The 24,403-nt window shown below is 69.6% G+C and carries 21 protein-coding genes; 5 read left to right on the top strand and 16 right to left on the bottom strand.

The features are described 5' to 3' along the window. Window positions 1–17 precede the first annotated feature (17 nt). Window positions 18–1,244 (bottom strand): epoxide hydrolase family protein, encoded by a 1,227-nt coding sequence (locus tag E7742_RS03990; protein WP_254699154.1) that lies wholly within the window; start codon window positions 1,242–1,244, stop codon window positions 18–20. A gap of 102 nt (window positions 1,245–1,346) precedes the next feature. Here E7742_RS03990 and E7742_RS03985 point away from each other — a divergent pair, with 102 nt between their 5' ends. Next, window positions 1,347–1,916, top strand: a complete 570-nt coding sequence (locus tag E7742_RS03985) for a CGNR zinc finger domain-containing protein (protein WP_137797758.1) — start codon at window positions 1,347–1,349, stop codon at window positions 1,914–1,916. Window positions 1,917–1,922: 6 nt separating this feature from the next. Here E7742_RS03985 and E7742_RS03980 read toward each other — a convergent pair whose 3' ends face one another. From E7742_RS03980 to E7742_RS03940, 9 genes are all read right to left on the bottom strand, one after another. Further along, window positions 1,923–3,032, bottom strand: coding sequence for a zinc-dependent alcohol dehydrogenase (locus E7742_RS03980; protein ID WP_137801035.1), 1,110 nt, complete (start codon window positions 3,030–3,032; stop codon window positions 1,923–1,925). 11 nt (window positions 3,033–3,043) lie between these two features. Next, window positions 3,044–3,307, bottom strand: coding sequence for a hypothetical protein (locus E7742_RS03975; protein ID WP_137797757.1), 264 nt, complete (start codon window positions 3,305–3,307; stop codon window positions 3,044–3,046). Next, window positions 3,304–4,464, bottom strand: coding sequence for an amidohydrolase family protein (locus E7742_RS03970; RefSeq protein ID WP_137797756.1), 1,161 nt, complete (start codon window positions 4,462–4,464; stop codon window positions 3,304–3,306). Before E7742_RS03970 ends, E7742_RS03975 begins: the two co-directional genes overlap by 4 nt. 91 nt (window positions 4,465–4,555) lie before the next feature. Next, entirely contained in the window at window positions 4,556–5,449 is an 894-nt protein-coding gene (locus E7742_RS03965) for an SDR family NAD(P)-dependent oxidoreductase (protein ID WP_137797755.1), read from the bottom strand. After that, window positions 5,446–5,892 carry a Zn-ribbon domain-containing OB-fold protein gene (locus tag E7742_RS03960; protein ID WP_137797754.1) on the bottom strand — a complete coding sequence of 149 codons (447 nt, stop codon included), beginning with the start codon at window positions 5,890–5,892 and terminating at the stop codon, window positions 5,446–5,448. The genes E7742_RS03965 and E7742_RS03960 overlap by 4 nt, the downstream gene beginning before the upstream one ends. After that, window positions 5,889–7,055 carry a thiolase family protein gene (locus E7742_RS03955; RefSeq protein ID WP_137797753.1) on the bottom strand — a complete coding sequence of 389 codons (1,167 nt, stop codon included), beginning with the start codon at window positions 7,053–7,055 and terminating at the stop codon, window positions 5,889–5,891. The genes E7742_RS03960 and E7742_RS03955 overlap by 4 nt, the downstream gene beginning before the upstream one ends. A 45-nt stretch (window positions 7,056–7,100) precedes the next feature. Continuing rightward, window positions 7,101–9,494 (bottom strand): CaiB/BaiF CoA-transferase family protein, encoded by a 2,394-nt coding sequence (locus tag E7742_RS03950; protein WP_137797752.1) that lies wholly within the window; start codon window positions 9,492–9,494, stop codon window positions 7,101–7,103. A 22-nt stretch (window positions 9,495–9,516) separates the two neighbouring features. Continuing rightward, window positions 9,517–11,016 (bottom strand): class I adenylate-forming enzyme family protein, encoded by a 1,500-nt coding sequence (locus tag E7742_RS03945; protein WP_137797751.1) that lies wholly within the window; start codon window positions 11,014–11,016, stop codon window positions 9,517–9,519. Window positions 11,017–11,024: 8 nt separating this feature from the next. Further along, window positions 11,025–11,321 carry a hypothetical protein gene (locus tag E7742_RS03940; protein ID WP_137797750.1) on the bottom strand — a complete coding sequence of 99 codons (297 nt, stop codon included), beginning with the start codon at window positions 11,319–11,321 and terminating at the stop codon, window positions 11,025–11,027. Window positions 11,322–11,627: 306 nt separating this feature from the next. Here E7742_RS03940 and E7742_RS03935 point away from each other — a divergent pair, with 306 nt between their 5' ends. The 3 genes from E7742_RS03935 to E7742_RS03925 all read left to right on the top strand — a co-directional run bounded on the left by E7742_RS03935 (window position 11,628) and on the right by E7742_RS03925 (window position 14,208). Then, window positions 11,628–12,776 (top strand): enoyl-CoA hydratase/isomerase family protein, encoded by a 1,149-nt coding sequence (locus E7742_RS03935; RefSeq protein WP_137797749.1) that lies wholly within the window; start codon window positions 11,628–11,630, stop codon window positions 12,774–12,776. A 36-nt stretch (window positions 12,777–12,812) separates the two neighbouring features. Then, window positions 12,813–13,439 (top strand): TetR/AcrR family transcriptional regulator, encoded by a 627-nt coding sequence (locus tag E7742_RS03930; protein WP_137797748.1) that lies wholly within the window; start codon window positions 12,813–12,815, stop codon window positions 13,437–13,439. An 82-nt stretch (window positions 13,440–13,521) separates the two neighbouring features. Then, the gene (locus E7742_RS03925) at window positions 13,522–14,208 is read left to right on the top strand and encodes an SDR family NAD(P)-dependent oxidoreductase (RefSeq protein ID WP_137797747.1); all 687 of its coding nucleotides are present in this window, start codon (window positions 13,522–13,524) and stop codon (window positions 14,206–14,208) included. 33 nt (window positions 14,209–14,241) lie between these two features. Here E7742_RS03925 and E7742_RS03920 read toward each other — a convergent pair whose 3' ends face one another. From E7742_RS03920 to E7742_RS03900, 5 genes are all read right to left on the bottom strand, one after another. Beyond that, the gene (locus E7742_RS03920; protein ID WP_137797746.1) at window positions 14,242–15,195 is read right to left on the bottom strand and encodes a phosphotriesterase family protein; all 954 of its coding nucleotides are present in this window, start codon (window positions 15,193–15,195) and stop codon (window positions 14,242–14,244) included. Window positions 15,196–15,229: 34 nt separating this feature from the next. Next, on the bottom strand, window positions 15,230–16,831 hold the full coding sequence (locus E7742_RS03915) for an ABC transporter substrate-binding protein (protein WP_137797745.1): 1,602 nt from the start codon (window positions 16,829–16,831) through the stop codon (window positions 15,230–15,232). A gap of 54 nt (window positions 16,832–16,885) precedes the next feature. Further along, entirely contained in the window at window positions 16,886–17,758 is an 873-nt protein-coding gene (locus E7742_RS03910; protein ID WP_137797744.1) for an IclR family transcriptional regulator, read from the bottom strand. 52 nt (window positions 17,759–17,810) lie between these two features. Beyond that, window positions 17,811–19,424, bottom strand: a complete 1,614-nt coding sequence (locus tag E7742_RS03905; protein ID WP_137797743.1) for an ABC transporter substrate-binding protein — start codon at window positions 19,422–19,424, stop codon at window positions 17,811–17,813. A gap of 63 nt (window positions 19,425–19,487) precedes the next feature. Then, window positions 19,488–21,140, bottom strand: coding sequence for a class I adenylate-forming enzyme family protein (locus tag E7742_RS03900; protein ID WP_137797742.1), 1,653 nt, complete (start codon window positions 21,138–21,140; stop codon window positions 19,488–19,490). A gap of 405 nt (window positions 21,141–21,545) precedes the next feature. On the opposite strand from E7742_RS03900, the gene E7742_RS03895 reads away from it, so the two are divergent. Then, on the top strand, window positions 21,546–22,700 hold the full coding sequence (locus E7742_RS03895; RefSeq protein WP_137797741.1) for a Rieske 2Fe-2S domain-containing protein: 1,155 nt from the start codon (window positions 21,546–21,548) through the stop codon (window positions 22,698–22,700). A gap of 256 nt (window positions 22,701–22,956) precedes the next feature. On the opposite strand, the gene E7742_RS03890 is transcribed toward E7742_RS03895, so the two are convergent. After that, entirely contained in the window at window positions 22,957–24,180 is a 1,224-nt protein-coding gene (locus E7742_RS03890; protein WP_137797740.1) for a DegT/DnrJ/EryC1/StrS family aminotransferase, read from the bottom strand. Window positions 24,181–24,403: the final 223 nt, after the last annotated feature.

Below are 24,403 nucleotides of genomic sequence, written 5' to 3'. Positions count from 1 at the left end.
CGGCTGTCAGATCCGGATTACTTCGTCACACCCGACGGCGTCGACGTCCGGGTGGCGGCCAGCACGGCCGCCAGGCCCTCCCGCAGGTCCCGGACGAAACCGTCGGGGACCTCCAGCGACGGGAAGTGGCCGCCGGTCTCGGGCTCCCGCCACCGGACGATCCGCCGGTACCGCTGCTCCGCCCACGGGCGTGGGCACTTCTCGATGTCGCGGGGATACATGGTGATCGCGGACGGGACGTCGACCCGAAGCTCGGGGTCGAGCGAGTTGTGGCTCTCGTAGTAGATGCGGGCCGCCGAGGCGCCGGTCCGCGTCAGCCAGTACAGCGTGACATCGTCGAGCACCGCGTCCATCGAGATCGTCTCGAAGGGGCTGTCCTCGGTGTCCGACCACTCGGCGAACTTGTCGAGGATCCAGGCGAGCAGCCCCACCGGGGAGTCGACCAGCGAGTACCCGAGGGTCTGCGGCCGCGTGGCCTGCTGCTTCGCGTACGCCGCCCGGTGGTGCCAGAAGTCGCGGGTCTCCTCGGTCCATCGGCGCTCGTCCGCCGTCAGCCCGTCCACGGACAACCCCGGCGGCGCCTCCGCGAACAGGGTGTGGACGCCCAGGACGTGCTGCGGGAACCGGCCGGCGAGCACCGTGGTGATGTTGCCGCCCCAGTCGCCGCCGTGCGCGAGGAACCGGTCGTAGCCGAGCCGTCCCATCAGCTGCACCCAGGCGGCCGCGATCTTCTCGGTGCCCCACCCGGTGGTGGTGGGGCGGTCGCTGTAGCCGAAGCCGGGCAGCGACGGAACCACCACATGGAACGCCGGCACGGCGGGGTCCTGCGGATCCGCCAGCTCGTCCACCACACGGACGAACTCGGCGATGCTGCCCGGCCAGCCGTGCGTGAGGAGCAGCGGCGTGGCGTCCGCGCGCGCCGAACGGCGGTGCAGGAAGTGGATGCCCAGGCCGTCGATGGTGGTGCGGAACTGGCCGATCCGGTCGAGTCGCGCCTCGAACGAGCGCCAGTCGTACCCGGTACGCCAGTAGTTCACCACCTCGACAAGGTCGGCGAGTGGAACGCCCTGGTCCCATCGGGCCCGGCCGGGCGCTGCGCCCTGGACCGTCTCGGCCTCCGGCAGCCGCGCCGCCGCCAGCCGCCCGCGCAGATCGTCGAGGTCGGCGTCGGCGGCGCGCACGGTGAACGGGTGCACCGCGGCGGGGTCGGGCGAGGAAATCGGAACGTGGTCGAACGTGGACATGGGACCTCCTGGCCATCGCGGAATCGAGTACGACCGATCAAGAACCAGCTATGACGGTTCTAACACGGCAGCGTGCCCTCGGCAACCGGCTATGGTGGTTCCATGTCTGCTGGGTTCCCCGACTTCCGTCTCGGTAGCGTGCTCGCCACCAGCTTCACCGGGACGTTGTCGGAGCGTCACGGCGACGCGGTGGAACGCATCCCCACCTCGCAGCGCCTCGTCGACTGGCTGGCGATCTACGGCCTGGCCGTGGACTCGTGCAGCACCGCCGAGCTCGCGCGCGCCCGCGAGCTGCGGGAGGCGATTCATGCCGCCGCGACGGCGGCGGCGCTGCACGAGACTCTCCCCGCAGCTGCCGTCGACATCATCAACGACTGCAGCCTGCGGGGCGGCGCCTCGGCCATCCTGACGTCCGACGGTGAGCGGCGGTGGCGACTGGGCTCGGCTTCCGGCGTCGACGACGCCCTGGGGGTGATCGCCGCCGACGCGATCGACGTCATCACCGGGGCACGCGACGGCAGACTGGCCCTGTGCGGATCGCCCACCTGCCGGGCCGCGTTCTTCGACACCAGCCGCAGCCGCACCCGCCGGTGGTGCGACATGAACACGTGCGGCAATCGCGAGAAGAAGGCCCGCTTCCTGGCGAACCAGCGCAAGAACATCGACGGCTGACCGAGGTCATCCCCGGGTCGGGGTGATGACGATGTTGATCGGCCGCTCCTCGGGGTGATCCCCGCGCAGCAGTTCGATCCCGTACTCGAGACGATCGAAGCCGAGGACGTGGGTGCGCATGCGGCTCAGCGGGAACCGGCCGGACGCGACGATCCCGGCCGCCTGCTGGTAGGCCGCCACCCCGGAACCGCCGCACCCGATCAGACGGATGTTCTTGAGTGTCAACTGGTCGATCGGGAAGTTCTCGACGGGCCGGGTCTTCAGTCCCGCGGACACCACGGTGCCGCCGGTGCGGACGATGTCGAGGGCGTCGAGCAGCGGGCCCGTGGCGTGCGGTGAGGTGTCGAGCACGACGTCGAACCCGCGCCCGCCGGTGATCTGCCGCGCGAGCGCACGCAGATCCTCGGTCTCGACGTCGACGACCACGTCGGCACCGAATTCCGTTGCCAGAGCCAGCTTGTGCCGGTCCCGTGACAGTCCGGTCGCGAGGATCGTGTCGGCGCCGGCCGCCTTCGCCGCGACCACCGCGGCGAGCCCGCGCTGACCGCAGCCGAGGATCGCGATCGTCGTGCCGATCGTGGTGCCGGGCGTGGTGACGGCCCAGTCGATGGCCGCCGCCAGCGGATTCCACAGTGTGGCGTCGAGCGGATCGGTGGTCTCCGGGAACGGGTGCAGGATTGCGTTGGGGTGGATGTAGACGTGCGTCGCGTATCCGCCCCACAGCGCCGGCTCGTGCCGCGTCGGGATGTACCCGTACGCGTTCGGCCGGAACGGCCATCCGGTGCACCGGATGGTCGCGCCCTCGCGGCAGCCCTCACACCGCCCGCACGACAGGAACGGGTTCACCGCGACCCGGTCCCCCACGCGAACCCCGTCGGCGCGGGCGCCCCCGCCGATGTCCTCGACGACGCCGACGATCTCGTGCCCGTTGATCCGTGGGAACGGTGACACCCCCGGTTCGTACGCCGAGTGCTTGACCTCCCACGAGTCGATGTCGCTGGCGCACAACCCGTTCGCCTCGACGCGCAGCAGCGCCGAACCGGGCACGAGCGCCGGGATCGGGAACTCCTCGAAATGCACCGCGCGTGGGCCGGTCTGCACCAGCGCGGTCGCCATGGACGACACGATCAGCTCTCCTCGACGAACGTCCGGGACGCGGCCGCGGCGGCGATGCGCCGGCGCACCAGCTCGATCGCGTCGGCCGGCGCCCCCGTCTTCTCCAGATACGCCAGCTCGGCCTCGGCCTGCGCGACGACGGCGTCGAGGCGTTCGACGGCGAGGTCGCGGGTGAGCAGGTCCTGCTCCACCCAGTCGTCGGCCTCGATCCGTTCCTCGGCCGTCATCGGGGTGAGCGGCGGCTGCTGCCAGGCGAAGGGGTCCGGTGCCGTCACGACGTGGCCCCGTCGTGGAAATTGAACAGCTTCCGGGCGTTGGTCTCGACGATCTTGACGACCTCGTCGTCCGGCACGTCTTGGAACCGGAACTCGGCGTGCCTGCGGCTGTTGGGCCAGTACGAGTCCGAGTGCGGGTAGTCGCACTCCCACGTGATGTTGTCGATGCCGACCACGTGCCGGTTCTTCAGCCCGAAGTCGTCGTCGATGAAGCAGCCGTACATGTTCCGGAACCACAGGGTCGACGGCACCACGTCCTGCACCACGTTCTGGTAGTGCCGATGCCGCTCCCAGACGGCATCGATGCGCTCGAGCATGTACGGCACCCAGCCGATGTTGCCCTCGGACAGCGCGACCTTGAGGTTCGGGAACTTGTGGAACACCGGCGAGAACAGCAGGTGCGAGGTGGACGACATCATGTTGGTCGCGTACAGCGAGATGGTCACCGCGTACGGGGCCTCCTCCGCCGTCGCGGGCGGGCGGCCCGACGACCCGAAGTGCAGGCACAGCGGCATGCCCGTCTCCTGCGCCGCTGCGAACACCGGATCCCAGTGGTCGGTGTAGTACGACGGCAGCCCCAGCGGTACCGGATCCTCCGGGAACGTGATGCCCTTGGCGCCCTTCGCAGCGGCGCGGTGGATCTCGGTGACGCACTCCGCGATGTCCCACAGCGGCAGGATGATCACCGGGATGAACCGGTCCGGCGCCGCGGCACACCATTCGTCGAGGACGTAGTCGTTGTAGGCCTGAACGCTCAGCAGTGCCAGTTCCATGTCCGTGCTCTCGACGGTGAAAAGCGCGCCGGCGAAACGCGGGAACGACGGGAAGCAGGTCTGCGCCCACACGCCGTCGAGGTCCATGTCGGCCAGGCGGGCCTTGGGGTCGTAGCAGCCCGGGATCATGTCGGAGTACCGGACCGGTTCCATGCCGAAGTCCTCGGGATTCTTGCCGGCCACCGCGTTGAGCCCGATCGCCGGGAATCGCTTGCCCTGGTAGTTCCACACCTGCATGGGCGCGCCGCCCGACGGCGACGGCTCCTCGACGATGCGGGGCCCGGCCTCGCGGAACTTGGCCGGCAGCCGGTCGGCCCACACGGTGGGGTGCTCGATGAGGTGGTCGTCGACCGAGACGAGCTTCATCCACGGCTGGAGTGGCATGGGTGTGCCTCCTGTAGTGATAAACAAACGATTGTTGCGGATCGGGGGCGGCGGTGCCGGTGCGGCGGCGCGAGCACCGCGGGGTGGGCGCTCAGGCGAGCGCGGCGAGGTATCCGGGGCGGATGCGGGAGGTGTCGATGTCGCGGGGCTGCCAGCCCGGGACCAGAGCGCGGCCGTCGAGGGTGCGGACCGGACGCTGCAGCTCCACCAGCAGTCCCAGGTTGCGGGTGATCCTGCCGGTCAGCACCTTCGGGTCGCCCGTGCACAGGGCCAGCGCGGCCTCCGCGATGGTCTCCTCGGGTTCGGAGTTGTCGGTGGTGACACCCGGGACGGTGAGCGCGTTCTCGGTCGCGATCGAGTACTCCGGGGCGAGCGTGTTGACGGCGATGTTGTCGTCGTACAGGTCCATCGCGGCGCCGGTGGTGATCCGGTCGATCATCGCCTTGGTGCCGCCGTAGAGGCAGGCCCCGAAGGTCGAGTTCGCCGCGAACGGTGGCCCCACCCGCGGACCGGCCTGCGTCGAGGAGATGCTCAGGATCCACCCGGCGCCTCGGCGGCGCATGCCGGGGATCGCGGCGACGGCGAGATCCCATCCGGCCCAGACGTTGGTCTCCACCGAGTCGCGGAACGATTCGCGGGTCATCGCGTCGTACCGCTGGTCGAAGTGCCGGCTGGCGGCCGCGTTGTTGACGAGGATGTCGACCGGCGCGCCGAACACCGACTCGGCGTGCGCGATCACCGCCGCGCGGTCGACGGCCGGGTCGCCGAGGTCGAACGCGAGGGCCTCGGCGGTGCCGCCGTCGGCGCGGATCTGCGCCACGGTCTCCTCGAGCGACCCCTGCAGCCGACCGTCGCCGGCGCGCAGCGATCGGGACACCGCCAGGACGTGGATGCCGTCGGCCGCGAGGCGGCGCGCGATGGCGCGGCCGATGCCGCGGCTGGCGCCGGTGACGACCGCGACGTGGGGAGAAAGGTTGTCGCTCATTGCCTCTGATCCTCCGGCGCGAAGTACGGCAGGACGACGCCGTCGTCGACCTCGTGAAAGCTCACCTGCACCGGCAGGCCGATCCGGACGTCGGACGCCGGGCAGCCGATGAGGTTGGAGACCATGTGGTAGCCCTCGTCGAGCTCGACGATGAGCACCACGTAGGGGCTGGTGAACGCGGGCGTCTGCGGGCGGACCACCTCGGTGTAGCTGTAGACGGTGCCCCGGCCGGCGCTCACCTGCCAGTCGAGTGCGTCGCTGCCACAGCCGCGGCACAGCCGGTTCGGGTCGAATTCCGCGCGGCCGCAGGCGGTACAGCGCTGATACCGCAGCTCTCCCAGCGCGCACCCCTCCCAGAAAGGCTGGGACAGCACGGACGGGGTGGGCAGCGGGATACCCGCCCGCTGCGGGGCCAGCACGGTGGCGATGGTGTTCTCGCTCATGGTCGCTCACTTCCCAGTAGCAGGACGTCGGTGAAGAAGGCGCCGGCACCGCCGTTGCTGCACAGCACCACCTCGGCGTCGTCGACCTGACCGGTCGCGCACACCCCCTGCAGCTGGTGCACGGACCGGGCGATCCGCTGCGTCAGCTGCACGATGCCGCCGCCGTGGCTGTAGGACATCAGGCCGCCGTCGGTGGTCAGCGGCAACGCCGGCTCCGCGCCGGTGACGTTCTCGACGCACCACGGCCCGCCCTCGCCGTCGCCGCAGAACTCGAACGCCTCGAACTGGCGGATGATCTCGAAGGAGAACGGGTCGTACAGTTCGGCGACGTCGACGTCGGCGGGCGTCAGGCCCGCCATCGCGAAGCTCTTGCGCGCGGCGCGCCGGCCGACGTAACCGTTGGGTATGTCGGAGGAGCGGCTGCCGAGGTCCCAGCTGGGGGCGTGCTGGTACGACGGGCCCATGTGGTCCAGGCCGCCCCCGAGAACGTAGACGGGCTTGCCCGGCAGGTCCTTCGCGCGCTCGGCGGTGGTGACGATCAGCGCGCACCCGCCCTCGGAGGTCATGGCGCAATCGAGCAGGTGGAACGGATCGGCGATCATGCGCGAGGCGAGGATGTCGTCGGCGGTGAACGGCCCGCGGCCGTAATAGACGGCGTCCGGGTTGACGTTGCCGTTGTTGCGGATGGTGGCCGCGATCTCGGCCATCTGCTCGCTGGTGGTGCCGTGCCGATGCATGTGCCGACGCGCGATGAGCGCGAACTCCGACGCGGTGTAGAGCCCGAAGGGCGCGACGAACTCGTTGGTCGGACGCGTCCACGGCGCGGTCGATTCGCGTTCGGTGTAGCGGCCCGCCTCCCCGTCGGCGATCAGGACGGTCTCGCACAGCCCGGCGGCCACGACGCTCGCCGCGTGCAGGACACCGGTGATGCCGCCCGGGTTGTTGGCGTTCCACACCGGCCCCAACCCGAGGGAGTAGATCAACTGCGGCGCGGTCTTGCTGTAGACGCCGTCGATGGTGGTCGGGTCGACCCCCGACCGAGCGATGACGCCGCGCGCCGCCTCGAGGCTGATGGTGAAGCTGTCGTGTCCGTCCAGCACGCGCGCCTGCGCGGTGTTGTAGGCGGCGACGATCGCGACGTCACGGAAGGGATGTGCGGTCACATCGAGTACTCCTGTCTGGGATCGACTTCTCGGCCGTGCCGGCAGTCAGAGATGAAGGGGGCGGTCGCCGATCACGCCGTCGGCGGCCAGCTGCGCCAGGCGCTGCGGGGACACCCCGGCGAGGTCGGTGAGCACCTCGGTGTTGTGCTGGCCGAGCGTGGGCGCCGCGGTCTCGAACGCCGCCCGGGCGTGCGAGGCGAACACCACCGGCAGGCCCGGGATCTCGAAGGCCCCGAGCACCGGATGGTCCAGCTTCACTGGGAAGCCGCGGCCGCGTACCTGCGGGTTGTCGAGGATCCGGCTGGGGTCGACGACGCGGGCGGCCGGCACCCCGCGCGCCAGCAGCGCCGCCGCGAGGTCGTCGACGTCGCGGTCCGCGCAGCACTCGGTGAGCAGTTCGTCGAGCCGGTCGTGCCGGCGGCGTCGGCCACCCACCGTGTCGAACCCGCTGCCGCGCACCGATTCCGGTAGTTCCAGGACCGTGGCGAGCGCGGACCACTGGGCGTCGTCGGTGACCGAGACGGCCAACCAGTCGTCGGCGCCGGCGCAGCGGTACACGCCCTGGGGCGCGGCGCCGGGGCCGCGGTTGCCGTCGCGGGCCGGGCTCGTGCCGTAGGCGCTGTGTTCGACGACCATCTCGGCGGCGACGCCGAGGGCGCTCTCCACCATGGGCACCTCCACGAAACAACCGCGCCCGCGGGTGCGGGCGTACTCGAGCGCCGACAGCGTCGCGACCACCGCATGCAGTCCCGCGACGGGATCGCACGGCCCCTTGAGCACCATCGGGCTGCCGTCGCGGTAGCCGGTCATCCACGACAGGCCGGTGGCCTGCTCCATCGTCTGTGCGAACCCGGTGCGGTCCCGCCACGGCCCGGACAACCCGAACGCGGGCATCCGGACGAACACCGCCGCGGGGTTCGCCTCGCGGATGCGGTCCCACGTGAGCCCGAAGTTGTCGAGCACACGCGGTGAGAAGTTCTCGATGACGACGTCGGACCGGCGCACCAGCTCGAGCAGGATCTCGACGCCCTCCGGACGGCTCAGGTCCAGGGTCACCCCGCGCTTGCCGGCGTTGGCGCCCTGGTACACCCCGCCCGCCTCCCACCACGACGGCTCGTCGGGGGCGCGGGTGGAGGTGAAGCGCATGCCGTCCGGCCGCTGCACGGACTCCACCTTGACCACGTCGGCGCCGAGTCCCGCCAGCAGCTGGGTGGCCGCGGGGCCCGCCCAGAACGCGGTGAGGTCGAGCACCCGCACCCCGGCCAGCGGGGCGGCATCGGTGTCGTCCAGCACCCGCGACGGCTGCTCGCGGGGCGTCCACGGCCGGGCGTCGTCGTCCGCACCGAGGACTGGGGCGGGGCGCACCGGCGCCGGGGGTACACCGTCGACGAGATACGGCCGCCGCGGCTGCACGAAGCCGGCCGGGTGGTCGACGAACACCCCACGGTCGACGAAATGCGGATTCTCGGTGACGGACTCCGGAGTGCCGATCGGTGACACGGGAATGCGCATGGCACTGGCGATCTCGTCGATCGCCTCGACGGGCATCGTCGAAGTCCACGACTCGATCATTGACCGGAACTCGTCGTACCGCTCCTGCCGGCGTCGCACGTCCACGATGGAATCGTCCGCCAGCAGCTCCGCCCGGTCGATCATGATGAGGAAGTCCTGGAACATCTGCGCGGTGATCGTGCAGAAACCGACGTATCCGTCCAGGCACCGCTCGACCGACGGGATCTCGACCGTCCGCGGCGTGCGCCGGCCGGGTGCACCGGACAGCGTCGCGGTCACCGGGTGGTAGAGAGCCATTGCGACGCCCATGGATTCGAGCATCGACAGGTCGGCCCACTCGCCGCCCCGCCCTCGCGTGGTGGCCCCGACGCGCAGGCCGAGCGCGGTGGCGGCCGCGAAGGACCCGGCGATCCATTCGCCGAGCCGGCCCCCGGCCTGCAGCGGCTGCCGGCCCTCGGGGCCGCGGATCGCGAGCGAACCGGCCAGGGCCTGCAGGGTGAAGTCGGTGGCCGGCAGATGGGCCCACGGCCCGGTGCGGCCGAACGGCGTGATCGACAGGATGTCCACGCCGGGGAACGCGGCACGCAGGCCCACGACGTCCTCGGTCGTCAGCGCACCGGACTCGACCACCAGGTCGGCGCCGGCCACGAACGCGCGGACGTGCTCGTCGCGCAGCGTGCCGCGGACCGACCGTTTACCGGCCGCGAGATAACCGAACAGCGCGCCGTCGTCCGCGCCCGTCTCGCCGTCGAGCCGCCACCGTCGCAGCGGATCGCCGTCCGGGCCGGCCTCGATCTTGACGACGTCGGCGCCGGCGTCCACGAGCATCTTGGTGCAGTAGCCGCCGGCGATGCCCGTGGTGAAGTCGACCACGCGGAAGTCCTCGAGCAGCGGCTGCGCCGGCTGCCGCGACTGTGGCTGGTGCACAGTGGTTTCCTCTCGCTCGTCGTCAGGCGGTGACCGGCGTGAACTGCTCGCGCAGCACGCGCCGGAGCACCTTGCCCATATCGTTGCGGGGCAGGTCGGCGTGGAACTCGACGACGGCCGGCACCCGGGACGAGCGCAGCCGGTTGCCGACCCACTCCCGGATCTCGGCGTCCGACACCGCGCCCTCGGCGCGGGGCACGACCGCCGCGACGACGACCTCGCCCCACTGGTCGTCGGGTACGCCGTAGACCACGACGTCGTCCACTCCGGGGTGCTCGCCGATGACGTCCTCGATCTCGCCCGGCGACAGGTTCTCGCCGCCCCGGACGATGACGTCGTCGAGGCGACCCTCGACGTAGACGTACCCGGCGTCGTCGATCCATCCGCCGTCCTGGGTGTGGAACCAGCCGTCGGCGTCGAGCAGCGACGCGCCGGAGTACTCCCCCGACACCTGGGCACCGCGCACCCACAGCTCACCGCGCTCGCCGGCCGCGACCGGCCGTCCGGCGTCGTCGCGGACCACGATCTCGACGTCGGGGACGGGGAGCCCGACCGACCCCAGCCGGCGTTGGATCGCGGGATCGGGCGACGAGAGCGCGGCGCGATGCTCGTCGGGGCCGAGAACCGCGATGGACGAGGAGGTTTCGGTGAGCCCGTAGCCGTTGACGAAGTCGACGTGGGGCAGCAGTTCCAGAGCCCGCTCGATCACCGGCAGCGGCATCCGGCCACCACCGTAGGACAGGTGCCGCAGCGACGGCACGCCGAGCCCGTCCTCGGCGAGGACGTCGACGATGCGCGCCAGCATCGTCGGGACCACCATCGCGTGGGTGATCTCCTGCTCGCGCACCACCCGCACCCATTCGCGTTCGTCGAAGTTCGGCATCTGGACGATGCGGCGCCCGCTGTAGAGGCCGGTGAGCAGGCCCGCGACCCCCGCGATGTGGTACGGCGGAACGCTGACGAGCGCGGCCTCGTCGGGGCCGGCACTGAACAACTCGGTGCAGCCCAGGACGTACGACACCAGGTGCCGATGCCGCAGCACGGCCACCTTCGGGGTTCCCGACGTGCCGCTGGTGTGCAACAGCACGGCGGGCGCGTCGGGATCCTGGTCGGCGGGCGCGGGGTCGACGGCGTCCGCGGCACGCAGGTGCTCGATCAGCACACTCGGCGCGACGGTCCGGACCCCGTCCACTCCGCCCCCGATCCGCGCGACGGCGCCGTCCGCGACCAGCAGCGCCGGCGCACGGCCCGCCACGATCGCGCGGAGCGGGTCGTCGGCCAGGCGGTAGCTGATCGGGGCGAACGGGATTCCCGCCCAGGCGGCCCCGAACAACGCGATCGGGAAAGCCGGTGCGGCCGTCGATCCGTACAGCACGGTCCGCGTCGCGCCGGAATGTTCGGCCGCGAAGCCGCGGGCCAGTCGAAGCAGGTCGCCGTACGTGAGGCCGTCGCGCTTGTCGCCGAGGGCGATTCGGTCGGCGTCCGCGCCGGCGGCGATCTCGAGCAGTGTCAGGATGTTCATCGATGTCCTCAGTCCGAGGCGGGCATGGCCTTGGGTGCCTTTACACCCAACGTCTCGCCATCGGCCGTCAGCACGCCGCTGCCCGGCTTGGTGCACAGCAGTTCGACGGTGCCGTCGTCGCTGCAGTACCGCTTGCCGAGTTGGAGGTCGCCGCTGGTGTCCCCCACCGGGTCCCCGGCCGACTCCGGGGCGACCATCGGTGCGCCGTCGCATCGGATGTCGACGTCTCGGCCGGGAATTCGGATGACGATCAGTTCGGCGGCCGATGTGGTGCTCCGCAATCTGGCTCCGACACGCAACTGCATGGGGTTGGCTCCTTAGAGGTTTCGGTCGAGATCGACGCTCTGGGGCACACGGTGACGAGGTCGTTGCCCGCGTGCATCGGCCCGGTCAACAACCCGAGCAAACGTTTGTTGCAAGCAACTATGGCAGTACGGTGTGAGCCACGTCAAACACCGCGACCGGACGTGTCCGATCGGCCGCAGTCTCCGGTACTGGCGCAGTGTCGGCGAGAACCGTTCGGAGAAAGCAACAATCGAGCAATGCCGAGAACCGCGTTCTACACTGCACGCACTCACACTGGCACACAACCGCTCGATCGAGAAGGACCGATGCCTTCCCACCCGACCCGCGTCACCGTCCGCCAGCTCGCGGACGGCGCCGCCGACACCCCGCTACTCGACGACACCGGTGGGCTCGACACGCCGTTGACGGTCGTCGACCTGACCGGCGCGGGTGCCGACCAGCCGTCCGTGCTCGCCGCCGCGGCGCAGCGAGCGCGCGTCGCCGATCGAATCCTGCTCGGCATCCACCGCGGAGGTCCGCCCGCCCCGGACATCCTCACGGACGCGCTGGACCTGACGTACGTCGACGCCGCACCAGCCGACGACCGGGACGAACGCTCCACGGTCGTGGTCGCCGACGCCCTTCGGGCGGTCGCAGACTTCGCGTCGCGTGTCGCCGCGAACCCGCAGGCCGCGACCGTCCTGCGCCAGGTCCTCCGGTGCGGCGACGGCCTCGATGCCCGCGCGGGCGTGGACGTCGAATCGCTCGCGTACTCGACACTGCTGGGCGGGACCGAGTTCGCGCGCTGGCTCGCGCGCCGCGGACCGCGGCCGCTGCCCCCTCCCCCGCACGGCGAGCCCGTGCTGGTGGCCCGCGACGGCGCCGACCTCCGCATCACCCTTAACCGTCCCGAACGCCGCAACGCGTACGGCGCTCGCCTGCGGGACGCGCTCACGAGCGCGCTGACGGTCGCGACGGCGGATCCGTCGATCACCCGCGTCACGCTCGACGGCGCCGGTCCGTCGTTCTGCGCGGGAGGCGACCTCGACGAGTTCGGCACGACCCCCGACCTCACCCTGGCGCACCTGATCCGTACGCGAGCCGGCGCCGGACTGCTGGTCCACGAGCTGGCCGACCGGCTCGAGGCGCACGTCCACGGCGCGTGCGTGGGCGGCGGCATCGAGATCCCGGCCTTCGCCGGCACCGTCGTGGCGAGCGCGGACGCATGGTTCCGTCTGCCCGAGATCGAGATGGGCCTGATCCCCGGCGCCGGCGGAACGGTGAGCATTCCGCGGCGGATCGGACGGTGGCGCGCGATGCACCTGTTCGTGACCGGGGCCAGGCTGGATGCGCCCACGGCGTTGGACTGGGGACTGGTGGACGCGATCGGCCGCCCGGAACCGACCACACAAGCCAGCAAACGCTTGTTGCAGACCGGGAATTCTCCTGTCATGATGGGCGAAACCCGAGCGTGAGCCTGCACGCTCGGCCGTCGCAGAAGGGCCGTGCACATGCCGTCGAACCTCGATCGGGACTCGGCCGGCGACCGCCCCGCCGAGGCCAGGACGGCGTTCCTGACGAGAATTCGCGAGGCGGCGCTCCGCCAGTTCGCCGAGAGCGGCTACGACGGGACGTCGATGCGCGACATCGGCTCGCTCGTCGGTGTGCATGCCGGCAGCCTGTACGTGCACATCAAGAGCAAGGAAGACCTGCTGTACCAGATCGTCGGTGAGATCGCCGACAGTGGCGAGGCGGCCCTCCGGCGCGTCGAGGCGGCCGACGTGGGAGCGATCGACAAACTCCGCATCCTCGCCCGCATCCACCTGCGTTGGTCGATGGCCAACCCGGACGCCGCGAAGGTGTTCGAGCGAGAGTGGATGCGGCTCAACGGCGCCCAGCTCGCCGAGGTTCGCGTCAAACGCCAGCGGTGGGCCGACGCCGTGGAGCGGATCATCGGCGCGGGCGTCGACGATGGCACGTTCCGCGACATGGACGTGGCGTTGGCGGCCGTCGCGTTCCGTTCGGTACTGAACGCGAACTACACGTGCGACGGCGACCCGGACGTCGACGGCGTCAAGCTTGCCGACGAGTTCGTCGACTTCCTCTTCAACGGTTGGGTCGCATCCGACCGCCGTTGATCCTCGGACTCCCCCGGCGCACACCGGCCCGCCACGGTGCCGGGACCACAACCGAATTCCCGACCTGCGAAGGATCCCCGACATGACCGGAACCGCTTTCGTGACCGGAGGAACCGGCGCGCTCGGTGTCGCCGTCACCGACCACCTGCTGTCGATCGGGTGGCGCGTGGTGGTGCCGTTCATCGCGCCGTCGGAGGCCGCCCGGCTCACCCAGCACGACCGACTGGAACTGATCCGCTGCAACGTGTCGGTTCCGGCCGAGCTGTCCGCGGCCGTCGCGGCCGCCGCGCGGGAACCCGGCGCACCGTTGACGGCGCTGGTCAACCTGGTCGGCGGTTTCGAGTCCGGGCCGCGGACGCACGAGGCCGACGCGGAGGCCATCGACCGTCAGCTCGACCTCAACGTCCGGACCACGTACGCGGTTCTGCGCGAAGGGTTGCCGCACCTGATCGCGAACGGCGGCGGTTCGGTCGTGTCGATGTCGTCCGGCGCCGCACTGAAGCCGTTCCCGGGCGGCACCGCGTACAGCACGTCCAAGGCCGCCGTCCTCGCGCTGGCCGAGTCGATCGCGGTCGAGTACAAGGCCGATCACATCCGCTCGAATGCGTTGCTTCCCGGCGTGATCGACACGCCGGTCAACCGGGCGGCGATGCCGAAGTCGGATCGCGCCAACTGGGTCGCCCCGGCCGACATCGCCAAGGTGATCGCGTTCCTGATCTCGGACGACTCGGCCCCGATCTCGGGTGCCGCCATCCCGCTGGGGCTGTGAACCCCGCTCTGCTGCTCCACTGACCCGGCCGGGTCAGTGGACCTCCAGGAACTCGACCGGATTGCGTTCGAGCATCGCGCGCACGGCGTCCGGGGTGAGCCCGGCGGACGCGAGTGCGGGAACGACCTGACGGTTGATGAAGGTGAAATCGACTGTGGGATCCACCGATTCCCCGGTCTTGAAGTCCTCCCACGACCCGAAGACGCCGAAGTAGGTCGCCAGATCGTGCGAGAGCAGCAGCCGGTCACCGTGACCGCGTGCACACAACTCGGTGATCGTGCGCACCCGGTTCTCCAGGCTGTTGCCCGCCGCGCAGTGCCCGAACCGATCCATCCCCAGGTAGGCGCCGCGCCGGAGAATCCCCTCCAGGTAGTCGAGGTCGTTCGTGTCTCCGCTGTGCCCGAGCACCAGTTGGTTCGGTGCGACGCCGCAGCTCTCGAAGAGGTCCACGATCGCTTCACCGTTGCCGACCTCGGTGTGGTGGTGGCAGAAGATGGGCAGTCGCTGCTCGGCGGCCACTCTGCCGATCGCGCGGAACACCTTGTCGAGGATCGGGGTGATGCCGAGGTCCGCGCAGGCCGTCTTCATGATGCCGGGCCGCACGTCCGTGCCGGCGATGCCGTCCTCGCACTCTCGGGTCAGCCACGCGTGGATCTCGTCCTCGCTCCGCCACTTCAGGTAGACCTCGTCCTGGTAGTAGAAGCCGCTGGACACGATGAATTCCAGCCCGGTCCGCTCCGCCACCTCACGGATGAGGGCGACGTCGCGTCCCATGTTCACCGGCGTGCCGTCGACCACCGTCCGCACGCCACTCTCCTTGGCCCGCAGGAATTGCTCGACTGCGCGCTCCACGACGACGTCGTGCTCGTAGAAGTGCGCACCGAATGCCATTCGCATCGACCAGTCGGCCGTGACGATGTGCTCGTGGATCAGGGTCTGGCCCAGTTCGGAACCGTCGAGCGGTCCGCGGACCGTGTTGACCGGCATGGGGGTCTCCTTCGGGTCGGTGGGACGAGCAGGGTCACCCGGCGGTCAGCCACGCGTTGCCGAACAGCAGGATGCCGTCCGCGCTCGGGGTGACGCCGTGCACCTCCGGGCTCCAGGGGATGAAGAACTTGCCTGCACCGGTGACGACCGTGGGCGCCGTCTCGTTCACCAGTGTCTGGATGGTGCCGAGCACCTCGCGTCGTTCGTCGTCACCGCGAGCGGACTGCAATTCCGTGAGCAACGCGTCCATCTCGGGGTTGTCGTAGCCGAGCACGTTGGACGTCGAGTCGCCGTAGAAATTGCCGTACATTCGCACGAACGGGGACTCCTCGAGGATGTTGAAGCCGGCGTTCCCGATGTCGTAGTCGTGCTGGGCGTACATCCGTTTCACGAGATCGTTGACGTTGTTGGAGTAGGCGATGTCGACGGTGAAGCCCACCGCTTCGAGCATCGCCTCGTATGCCAGCGCCCGGTTCTGGGCACCGGGTTCCTGGAGACTGGCGTAGGTGAGCCTGCCGTCGTAGCCGTCGGCCTTCGCCTCGGCGAGCAGCTTCTTCGCCGCCTCCGGGTCGTAGCCGGTGCCGGCGACGTCACCGTGCCACTGCGACCAGTCCTGGAGCATGTCGGTGCCGGGCATGCCGAAGCCGCCGTCGACGCGTTGGTTGAGCGTCTCGGGATCGACGGCCGCGACGATGGCCCTACGGACCCGCTCGTCGGCGCCCGGTCGGCCCTCCCGCTGGTTGATGATGCCGTTGCTGCCCAGGCTGACGGTGTAGACGTACCCGACGTCACCGGCGGCGAGCGAATTGTGCACCACTTCTGCCCTGTTGAGGTACGCGGCCTGAACTCCGCCGGTGTGCAAGGCGTCGAGCTTCGCCTGATCACCGACGATCGCCGGGAACCGCAGCTTGTCCAGGTGCGGCCTGCCGTTCCAGTACGTCGGGCTCGCCGTCAGCACCAACTCGTCCTGCGATGCGAACTTCTCCACCGTGAACGGGCCGGCACCGATCGGGGTGAACTTCCCACCCGCCGCCGACGACGGCGCCACCACCATGCCCGGCCCGGTGGTCAACAGGATCGGGAACTCGTTCCACGGCTGCTTCAGCGTGAACACCACCGTCGACGCATCCGGGGTGGCGACGTCCGCGACACTCGCCTTCCACACCTGCGTGTGGGTGCCCTTCTTCTCCAGATAGTGATCGATGCTCCACCGCACCGCCGCCGAGTCCACCGCCGTGCCGTCGCTGAACGTGGCCCCCTCGCGCAACCGCAACGTCCACACGGTGTCGTCGTCGTTCGCGGTGAGCGACTGCGCCAACTGCGGGCGGTACTCCCGGGTCTCGGGGTCGTAGCGCATCAACAGGTCGTAGATCGCCGCCATCTCGCTACCGCCCGTGGCGCCGCCGTCCTGCCGATCCGCCGGATCCAGGCTGCTCACCCCGTTGTACGTCGCGTACGACAGCGAGCCACCCGACACCGGCTCCCCACCGTCCGGCTGCTCACCGACCAGCCCCGTGGTCACCTCCGACGCGTCGGTCACCGAGCTCGCGTTCCCGCCGGCGCACCCCGCCAGCAGCGCGGTGGCGGTGATCGCCGCGACCAGTTCGGTGGCGCGGACCAGCCGTGAGCGCTTCACAAAGACCTGCTTTCCGTGGAAGTTGAGGAAGTGCGCCGGACGCGGGGAGCGTGTTCAGACCCACCGTCCGGTCTGGATCGAGACCAGGCGGTCCAGGGCATCGGCCGACCACCTGTCGACGGGCGTGGCCGCCGCACGTTCGCGGCGGGACCGCCCGAGTGCCGGATCGAGAATCCGCGCCACCTCGTCCGCGGCCTCCGCGACGAGGGGCGCGACGCGCTCGAGGTGGGAGGTCCGAGCGTCCCCGCACAGCGAGATCCCCGCGACCGGACCGTCACTGCCGCGGATCGCGACGCCGACGCACGCGACGCCGCGGACCGATTCGCCCTGTTCGTAGGCCAGGCCACCGCGCCCCCGGATCCGGTTCAGTTCCAGACGGAGCGTCGCGATGTCGGTGATCGTCCGATCGGTGCGCCGGGCCAGCCGGTTCTCGTGGAGGCTGTCCACCCGAGCGGGGTCGAGCCACGCGAGCATCGCCTTGCCGCCCGCCGTCGCGTAGGCGGGGCCGCGGCCACCGACCCGCGACGGCAGGGTCGACGCGAACGGTCCACCTCGCTTGTCCAGGTAGACGCTCTCCGCACCCTCGAGAACCGTCAGGTGCACCACCATGCCGGTTCGCATGTGCAGCTCGTGGAGCAACGGTGCAGCGGCGGAGCGGATCTCCCCCTCGACACCGACACCGAAGCTGCGCGCTCGCCGGCCCAGGCAGTAGCCGAACGACGCGTGTTCCACCCACTCGAGCCGGACGAGTTGCTCCAGGATCCGGTGCACCGTCGACCGAGGCAGCCCCGCCCGAACCCCCACTTCCTCGAGGGTCAGGCGGGTCGACCGGTCCTCGAAGACCTCCATGATCGAGGTCATGCGCTCGATCATGGACGTCGCGCTCCTGGCGCCCGGTCCGGTGGCGGCGGGGCCGACTCGTGGCATCGAGACCTCCAAAGGTGCATTGCAACTGTCGAACTGGGGTACCGGGGATGGTCTACTGCTCCATCCAGGCGTCGTCGAACAGGACGACGTTGTCGATGCTGACGTTGGCGCCGTGCAGCTTCGGCGTCCACGCCGTGAACACCACGGACGGCGCCCACACCGCATACGGGACGGTCTCGGCGGCCAGCTTCTGGATGTCGTCGATGGCCTCCTGCTTCGCGTCGTCGTCTGCGGCGGTCTGCAGTTTCACCAGTAGCGCGTCCATCTCCGGCGAGTTGTAGCCCGCGGCATTGTTGTTCGACGTGCTGCCGAGCGAGCCGTACAACCGGAGCAGCGGCGCCGCGTCGATGAGCGACGCGCCACTGCGGGCGATGTCGAAGTCCCGATCGACGTAGACGCGGCGCGTCAGGTCGGTGACGCTGTTGGCGTACGCGACCTCGACGTCGAATCCGAGGGAGTTCAGCGCGGCCTGGGCGGCCAGCGCGCCCTGGCGCGAGGCCTCCTCGTTGATGGCCACGTACGTGAGCTTGCCGTCGTAACCGTCGGCCTTGGCCTGGTCCAGCAGCTGCCGCGCCTTGTCCGGGTCGTAGGGCACGCCCTGCACGTCCTCGTTGTGCCACTTCGAGCCCTCCGGGAACATCGCCGAGCCGGACGGGCCGTGTCCGCCGCTCACGCGCTGGTTCAGCGCCTCGGGATCGATACCGAGTGCGATCGCCTGCCGCACCCGCACGTCCGCGCCGGGGCGTCCCTCGCGCTGGTTGATGGTGCCGATCGCGCCGAGCCCCTGCAGGTCGAGGTAGCCCGACAGGCCCGAGTCGACGGCACTGTCGATCACCTCGGTGTTCCGGTAGAGGTAGCCGGCGTTGAGCTCCCCGCTGCGAATGGACTCGAACATTCCCTGGGCGTTCGCGGTGGGGACGAAGCGCAACCCGGCCAGGCGCGGTTTGCCGCCGAAGTAGTCGGCTCGGGGGGCGAGTTCGAGAACCTCGTTGGGCGCGAACCGGGTGACCGTGAACGGTCCCGCACCGATCGGCGTGAACGATCCCGCGGTCTCCGAACTGGGCGCCACGATCACCCCGGGTCCTGCCGCGAGCAACACCGGGAAGTCGGTCCACGGACGTTGGAGCCTGATGACGACGGTCTTCGCGTCGGGGGTCTCGACCCCGGCGACGGTGTTCGACCACACCTGCGCCACATCGCGTTTGGCAGCGACGTAGCGATCGAAGCTCCACTTCACCGCCGCGGAGTCGACCGGGGTTCCGTCGCTGAAGGTGGCTCCGTCCCGCAGTGTGACGGTCCACGTCCCGCCGTCGTCGGAGGCGCTGAGCCCGGCGGCCAACTGCGGGACGTACCGGGATTCCTCGAAGTCGTACCGCACCAGCGTGTCGTAGATCGCCGCCAGCTCGGTGCCGCCCGTCGAACCGGCCATCAGGGTCTTGGCCGGGTCCAGCGTCGCCGGGAAGCCGTACGACCCGTAGGTCACCACCCCGCCGTCGACCGGGTCTCCCCCGGTTCGATCGCCGACGTACCCGATCGAGTACGCGCCGCTTCCGGTCGACGTACCGCCGGAGTCCTGCCCGTCGGCGGAGGCGCAGGCCGTCAGGGCCAGCGCACCGATGCCCACGACAGCCACCGAGCGCCAACCGCGCCGCAGTCGATGCAACATATCCGTCCTCTCGATGATGACTTCTCGATGTGATGACTTCTCGATGTGATGACTTCTCGTTGTTCAGCGGGCCGAGAGCACCGACGTCATGACGTCGACCCGTTTGACCTTTCCGGTGGCGTTGCGCGGCAGTTCCTCGGCCCGAAAGACCCAGCGGGTGGGAACCTTGTACCGGGCGATGCGTTGGAGCATGTGCCCGCCCAGCTCGTCCGCCGTGACATGGACGCCGGGGACCGGCACCACCACGGCACAGACCTCCTCGCCGTAGTCGACGTGTTCGGTCCCGACGACGATGCACTCCTGCACTGCCGGATGCTCCACCAGCGCGTCCTCGACCTCGGCGGGATAGACATTCTCGCCTCCCCGCAGGATGAGGTCCGAACGGCGGCTGCTGATCCGGAGGTAGCCGTCGCGCATCGTCCCCAGATCCCCGGTGTGCAACCAGCCGGCGCCGTCGATGGCCGCCGCCGTCGCCTCCGGGTCGTTCCAGTAGCCGAGCATCACCAGCGGACCGCGCAGCCAGATCTCACCCTCGACGCCGTCCGGCGCCGGGAGCCCGGCCGCGTCGCGAACCTCGACGCTCATCGTCGGCACCGCGGTGCCCACGGTGTCGGGCCGCTCCGCGAGATCTGCGGCCGTCGCCAGCGTCGCCGCCGACGACGACTCCGTCAGCCCGTACGACGTGCCCAACGACCGCCCCGCCGCCGGCAGCAGCTCGCGCAGACGTTCCTTCAGCGCCGCCGACGACGGCGCGGAACTCACCGACACCGTCTGCAGCGTCGAAAGATCGTAGGCGGCGACGTCGCCGTGCTCGATCAGCCGGCTCAGCATCGTCGGCACCGCTCCCCAGTTCGTGACGCGCTCCCGCTCGATCGTCCGCAGGACCCGGGCGATGTCGAAGCGGCCCGTGGTGATCACCGCGGCATCGCCGAACGCCAGTCGGGGGATCGCGAGGTTGTGCAGGGCCGCGATGTGGAACAGCGGTGTGGCGAGCAGGAACCGTCGCCGGCCGGGCGCTCGCCCCGCCTCGGTCGCCAGCGCGTCGTTGAACCGATGGAAGTCGACCGCGGCCACCATGTTCCGGTGCGAGTGCGTCGCGCCCTTCGGCCGGCCGGTCGTCCCGCTGGTGAACAGGATCACCGCGGGATCATCCTCGGCCACCTCCGGCTCCGGCAACGCCGCGCCGGGCCGCGCGGTCGACAGTGCGGGGATGTCGTGCTCGATGGACAGCACCGGGATGCCGGTCGGTTCCACCAGCTCCCGTCGCGGCCCGTCTGCCACGATCAGCGCGGGCTCCGCGAGGGTCACCCCGTAGGCGATCTCGCGGGCCGTCCACAACGAGTTCATGCCGACCGTCACCGCGCCCAGCGCCGTCACCGCCCAGAACGTCACGATCCATTCCGCGTTGTTCGCCGACAGGATGGCAACCCGGTCGCCCTTGCCGATGCCGTACCGGGACCGCAACTCTTGCGCGAGCGAGGCCACCCGGTCCAGGTGCTCGGCGAAGGTGAGCCGGGCCTCGTCGCACACCAGATACTCGGCATCGCCGTACCGGGCCGATTCGACCAGCATCCGGTGCAGCGAACGGTGGCGGCGGGAGAAGACCCGCGTCGCCTGGCCCCGAACCGACTCCTCTGCGATTTCGAAGGCGGCGCCAGGCGCCGTCAGCCGGGCAATCGCCTCTGCGCGAGCAGGGTTCGACACCGGGGCACCCATCACGAACCTCCTGAAAAACAGCACGGGCGACAGCCGACAATGAGGCGGTTTTCCACGCAGCCTCGTCAGAAGAAAGAATCACGTTCCAGTGACATGGAACACCAGTACGGGCAGTTCCGCAAGACATGTGGCTTATTCGAGGACATCTCCCAAGTGCACTGCAATCTGATTCTATGACACTTGAGCTCGGCCTTGCCCGATAGACCTTCGGCTCGACCAATTGCTCTGCTGTAGAGTCGCTCTCGCGCAACAGTGCCCCGCACACCCGCATCACGACCACTCCGAGCGGAACGGTCTCACCTCGCGATGTGTGCCCCACCAGCGGCCGGCGCCATTCGCGGGACTGACCAGTGGTCATCTCCCCGACCGATCCTGCAGGAAGTACCACCAACGTATGGGAACCACATGACGACACCAGCGACAGACAGCAGCGAAGTCCGCATGATCGAGTCGGGCGCGGCGCCCACTCGATTCGCCCGCGGTTGGCACTGCCTCGGCCTCACCGACAACTACCGGGACGGCACGCCGCATCCGGTCCACGCCTTTGGCACCAAGCTGGTCGTATTCGCCGACAGCCGAGGCGATCTGAACGTGCTCGACGCGTACTGCCGCCACATGGGCGGGGATCTGAGCCAGGGCGAGGTCAAGGGCGACTCTGTGGCGTGCCCGTTCCACGACTGGCGGTGGAACGGCAAGGGCAAGTGCACCGACATCCCCTACGCGCGGCGCGTGCCGCCGTTGGCGCGGACCCGCGCGTGGACGACGATGGAGAAGGACGGTCTGCTGTTCGTCTGGCACGACCCCGAGGGCAACCCGCCGCCGGCCGAGGTCACGATCCCGGAGATGACCGCGCCCGGTGAGCAGTGGACCGACTGGGTGTGGAAGCAGATCACCATCGACACCAACTGCCGCGAGATCATCGACAACGTCGTCGACATGGCGCACTTCTTCTACGTGCACTACGGTTTCCCGATCAAGTTCAAGAACATCTTCGAGGGCCACATCGCGACGCAGTACCACGAGGGTGTCGGCCGTGAGGACATGGCCCGCCCCCGCAGGGACGGCGAGCCCGAATCGACGGGTAACAGCTCCGTCGCGGCGTACTACGGTCCGTCCTTCATGATCGACGAACTGACCTACCACTACCCGGACTTCGACATCGAGTCGATCCTGATCAACTGCCACTACCCCGTCTCCCCGAACGAGTTCGTGCTGATGTACGGCATCAAGGTCAAGCAGACGGACGCCATCAGCGGGGAGAAGGCGCGCGCTCTCGCCTCCGGCATGGCGAAATTCATTGCGATCGGCTTCGAGCAGGACGTCGCGATCTGGAAGAACAAGACCCGGATCGAGAACCCGCTGCTCTGCGAGGAGGACGGCCCGGTCTACCAGCTGCGCCGCTGGTACGAGCAGTTCTACGTCGACGTCGCCGACATCACCCCGGACATGACGACGCGGTTCGAGTTCGAGATGGACACCACCAAGCCGGTCGCCGCGTGGCGCCGTGAGGTGGCCGAGAACATGGAGCGCCGGGCCGCCGGGATGCCGAGCGGGACCTGACCGCCGGATCGCGGAGGTGAGGGCCGGCAGTGCGATGCGTCGCACTGCCGGCCCTCGCCGCCTCTCGGGCCGAAAGTACCGTTGCGTGTCAACAGATCTCGCTCGCGGCTACCCGCCGACGGCCGCTCGCACAGATCGGCCGTCCCGCAGCACTCTCGTCGCCGAACTTAGAACGATGTTTCATTTCGCGGCGCGGTCGACCACAACGCGCACAAGCCCCGGCCGGGACCGGGGGCTTGCGCGCGAGGTCGGAGCGCTACTGCTGCGGGCTCGCGTACTTGGACGAGAAGGCGTGAATGCTGGCGACGGTGTGGTCGAGCTCCTCCGCGGTCATGCCGTGACTCATGCCGAGCGACATACCGCGGGCGAACACCTCATCCGCGTTGGGCAGGCCGCCCTCGGGCACGCGGTACTCGACGTTCCGCATCATCGGATGCCGGGTGACGTTGCCGCTCCACACCGTTCGGGTGTCGATCCCCGCCCCCTCGAGCGACTCCTGCAGGTCCGAGCGCTCGAAGCCGGCGTCCTCCCGGACCGTGATCGGGTAGCAGAGCCACGCGGTGTGGAAGCCGTCGAGCTGCTTGGGCAGGCGGTACAGCTCCGGGTAGGCGCCGAAGGCGGCGGTGTAGGCCTCGAAGATCTCGTGACGACGCTTGTAGTTCTCGTCGAGCTTGCTCAACTGGACCAACCCGAACGCCGACCCCAGCTCGGACGGTTCGAAGTTCCACGGCAGCACATCGAAGATGAAGTCGTTGTCGTACGCGACACCGTCGAGTTCCTCGCGGAAGACGCGACCCGTCCGCGCCTGCTCGGAACCGAACAGATGCGGCTCGGACCGACGGCCCCACCGGCGCAGCATCAGACCCTTGTCGCGCAGCTTCTCGTCGTCGAGGCACACCATGCCACCGTTGCCGGCACACGTGATGATGTGCGACATCGCGAAGCTCGTCACGGTGATGTCCGACCGCGATCCGGTCTTGGTGCCGTGCAGCGTGGTTCCGATGCAGTCGCACGAATCCTCGATGACCTTCAGGTCGTGGCGGTCCGCGATCTCGCGGATCGCATCCCAGTCGGGAGCGTTGCCCGCCAGGTTGGGGACCAGGATCGCCTTGGTCTTGTCGGTGATCAGCTCTTCGATCTTGGCGGCGTCGACGTTGTAGGTGTCGGGTTCGACGTCGACGAACACCGGCACCCAGCCGCCGCGCACGATCGGCGACACGTCGGTCGAGAACGTCAGCGGCGAGGTGATGACCTCGGAGCCCTTGGGAAGGTCGAGCAACTCCAGGGCCAGGTACAACGCCGAGGAACCCGAATTGCACATCAGTCCCAGCTTCTTGCCGTAGAGGTCGGCCACCCGGCGCTCCATCTCGGCGACGTTCTTGCCGATCTTCAGCGCGAACGGGCCGCCCCGCAGCACCTCGAGGCAGGCCTCGATCTCACGCTCGTCGTGGACACTGCGGGCGTAGACAACCCTGGTCATGGGGATCTCCTCGTCGATTTCGGAAGGTGTCCGCGGCGGGTGACGCGCGCGGAAAGTACTCGGCCGTGCATCGGCCCTCGTCGGGGCCGGGGCACGCGGCACGACTGCCACGGATCCGCACACGGTGCGGATCCTCGATGTATTTGAATTACGTGCATTGAACGTTCATTCAAAGGCGAACTTAGACGGGCTCCCCGCGGTCGTCAAGCGCAGCGCGGGGACG

The sequence above is a fragment of the Rhodococcus sp. SGAir0479 genome (genome assembly GCF_005484805.1).
Lineage (GTDB): Bacteria > Actinomycetota > Actinomycetes > Mycobacteriales > Mycobacteriaceae > Prescottella.
The sequence above is the reverse complement of the archived record's forward strand: the minus strand, read 5'-3'. Positions and strand labels throughout refer to the sequence as shown.

Coding starts and splice junctions, on each gene's coding strand:
- E7742_RS03960 (WP_137797754.1), bottom strand. CDS start 5,892: ATGAGCGAGAACACCATCGCCACCGTGCTGGCCCCGCAGCGGGCGGGT.
- E7742_RS03940 (WP_137797750.1), bottom strand. CDS start 11,321: ATGCAGTTGCGTGTCGGAGCCAGATTGCGGAGCACCACATCGGCCGCC.
- E7742_RS03910 (WP_137797744.1), bottom strand. CDS start 17,758: ATGCCACGAGTCGGCCCCGCCGCCACCGGACCGGGCGCCAGGAGCGCG.
- E7742_RS03945 (WP_137797751.1), bottom strand. CDS start 11,016: ATGAACATCCTGACACTGCTCGAGATCGCCGCCGGCGCGGACGCCGAC.
- E7742_RS03985 (WP_137797758.1), top strand. CDS start 1,347: ATGTCTGCTGGGTTCCCCGACTTCCGTCTCGGTAGCGTGCTCGCCACC.
- E7742_RS03900 (WP_137797742.1), bottom strand. CDS start 21,140: ATGGGTGCCCCGGTGTCGAACCCTGCTCGCGCAGAGGCGATTGCCCGG.
- E7742_RS03920 (WP_137797746.1), bottom strand. CDS start 15,195: ATGCCGGTCAACACGGTCCGCGGACCGCTCGACGGTTCCGAACTGGGC.
- E7742_RS03890 (WP_137797740.1), bottom strand. CDS start 24,180: ATGACCAGGGTTGTCTACGCCCGCAGTGTCCACGACGAGCGTGAGATC.
- E7742_RS03965 (WP_137797755.1), bottom strand. CDS start 5,449: ATGAGCGACAACCTTTCTCCCCACGTCGCGGTCGTCACCGGCGCCAGC.
- E7742_RS03930 (WP_137797748.1), top strand. CDS start 12,813: ATGCCGTCGAACCTCGATCGGGACTCGGCCGGCGACCGCCCCGCCGAG.
- E7742_RS03980 (WP_137801035.1), bottom strand. CDS start 3,032: ATGGCGACCGCGCTGGTGCAGACCGGCCCACGCGCGGTGCATTTCGAG.
- E7742_RS03895 (WP_137797741.1), top strand. CDS start 21,546: ATGACGACACCAGCGACAGACAGCAGCGAAGTCCGCATGATCGAGTCG.
- E7742_RS03905 (WP_137797743.1), bottom strand. CDS start 19,424: ATGTTGCATCGACTGCGGCGCGGTTGGCGCTCGGTGGCTGTCGTGGGC.
- E7742_RS03970 (WP_137797756.1), bottom strand. CDS start 4,464: ATGCCACTCCAGCCGTGGATGAAGCTCGTCTCGGTCGACGACCACCTC.
- E7742_RS03990 (WP_254699154.1), bottom strand. CDS start 1,244: ATGTCCACGTTCGACCACGTTCCGATTTCCTCGCCCGACCCCGCCGCG.
- E7742_RS03925 (WP_137797747.1), top strand. CDS start 13,522: ATGACCGGAACCGCTTTCGTGACCGGAGGAACCGGCGCGCTCGGTGTC.
- E7742_RS03935 (WP_137797749.1), top strand. CDS start 11,628: ATGCCTTCCCACCCGACCCGCGTCACCGTCCGCCAGCTCGCGGACGGC.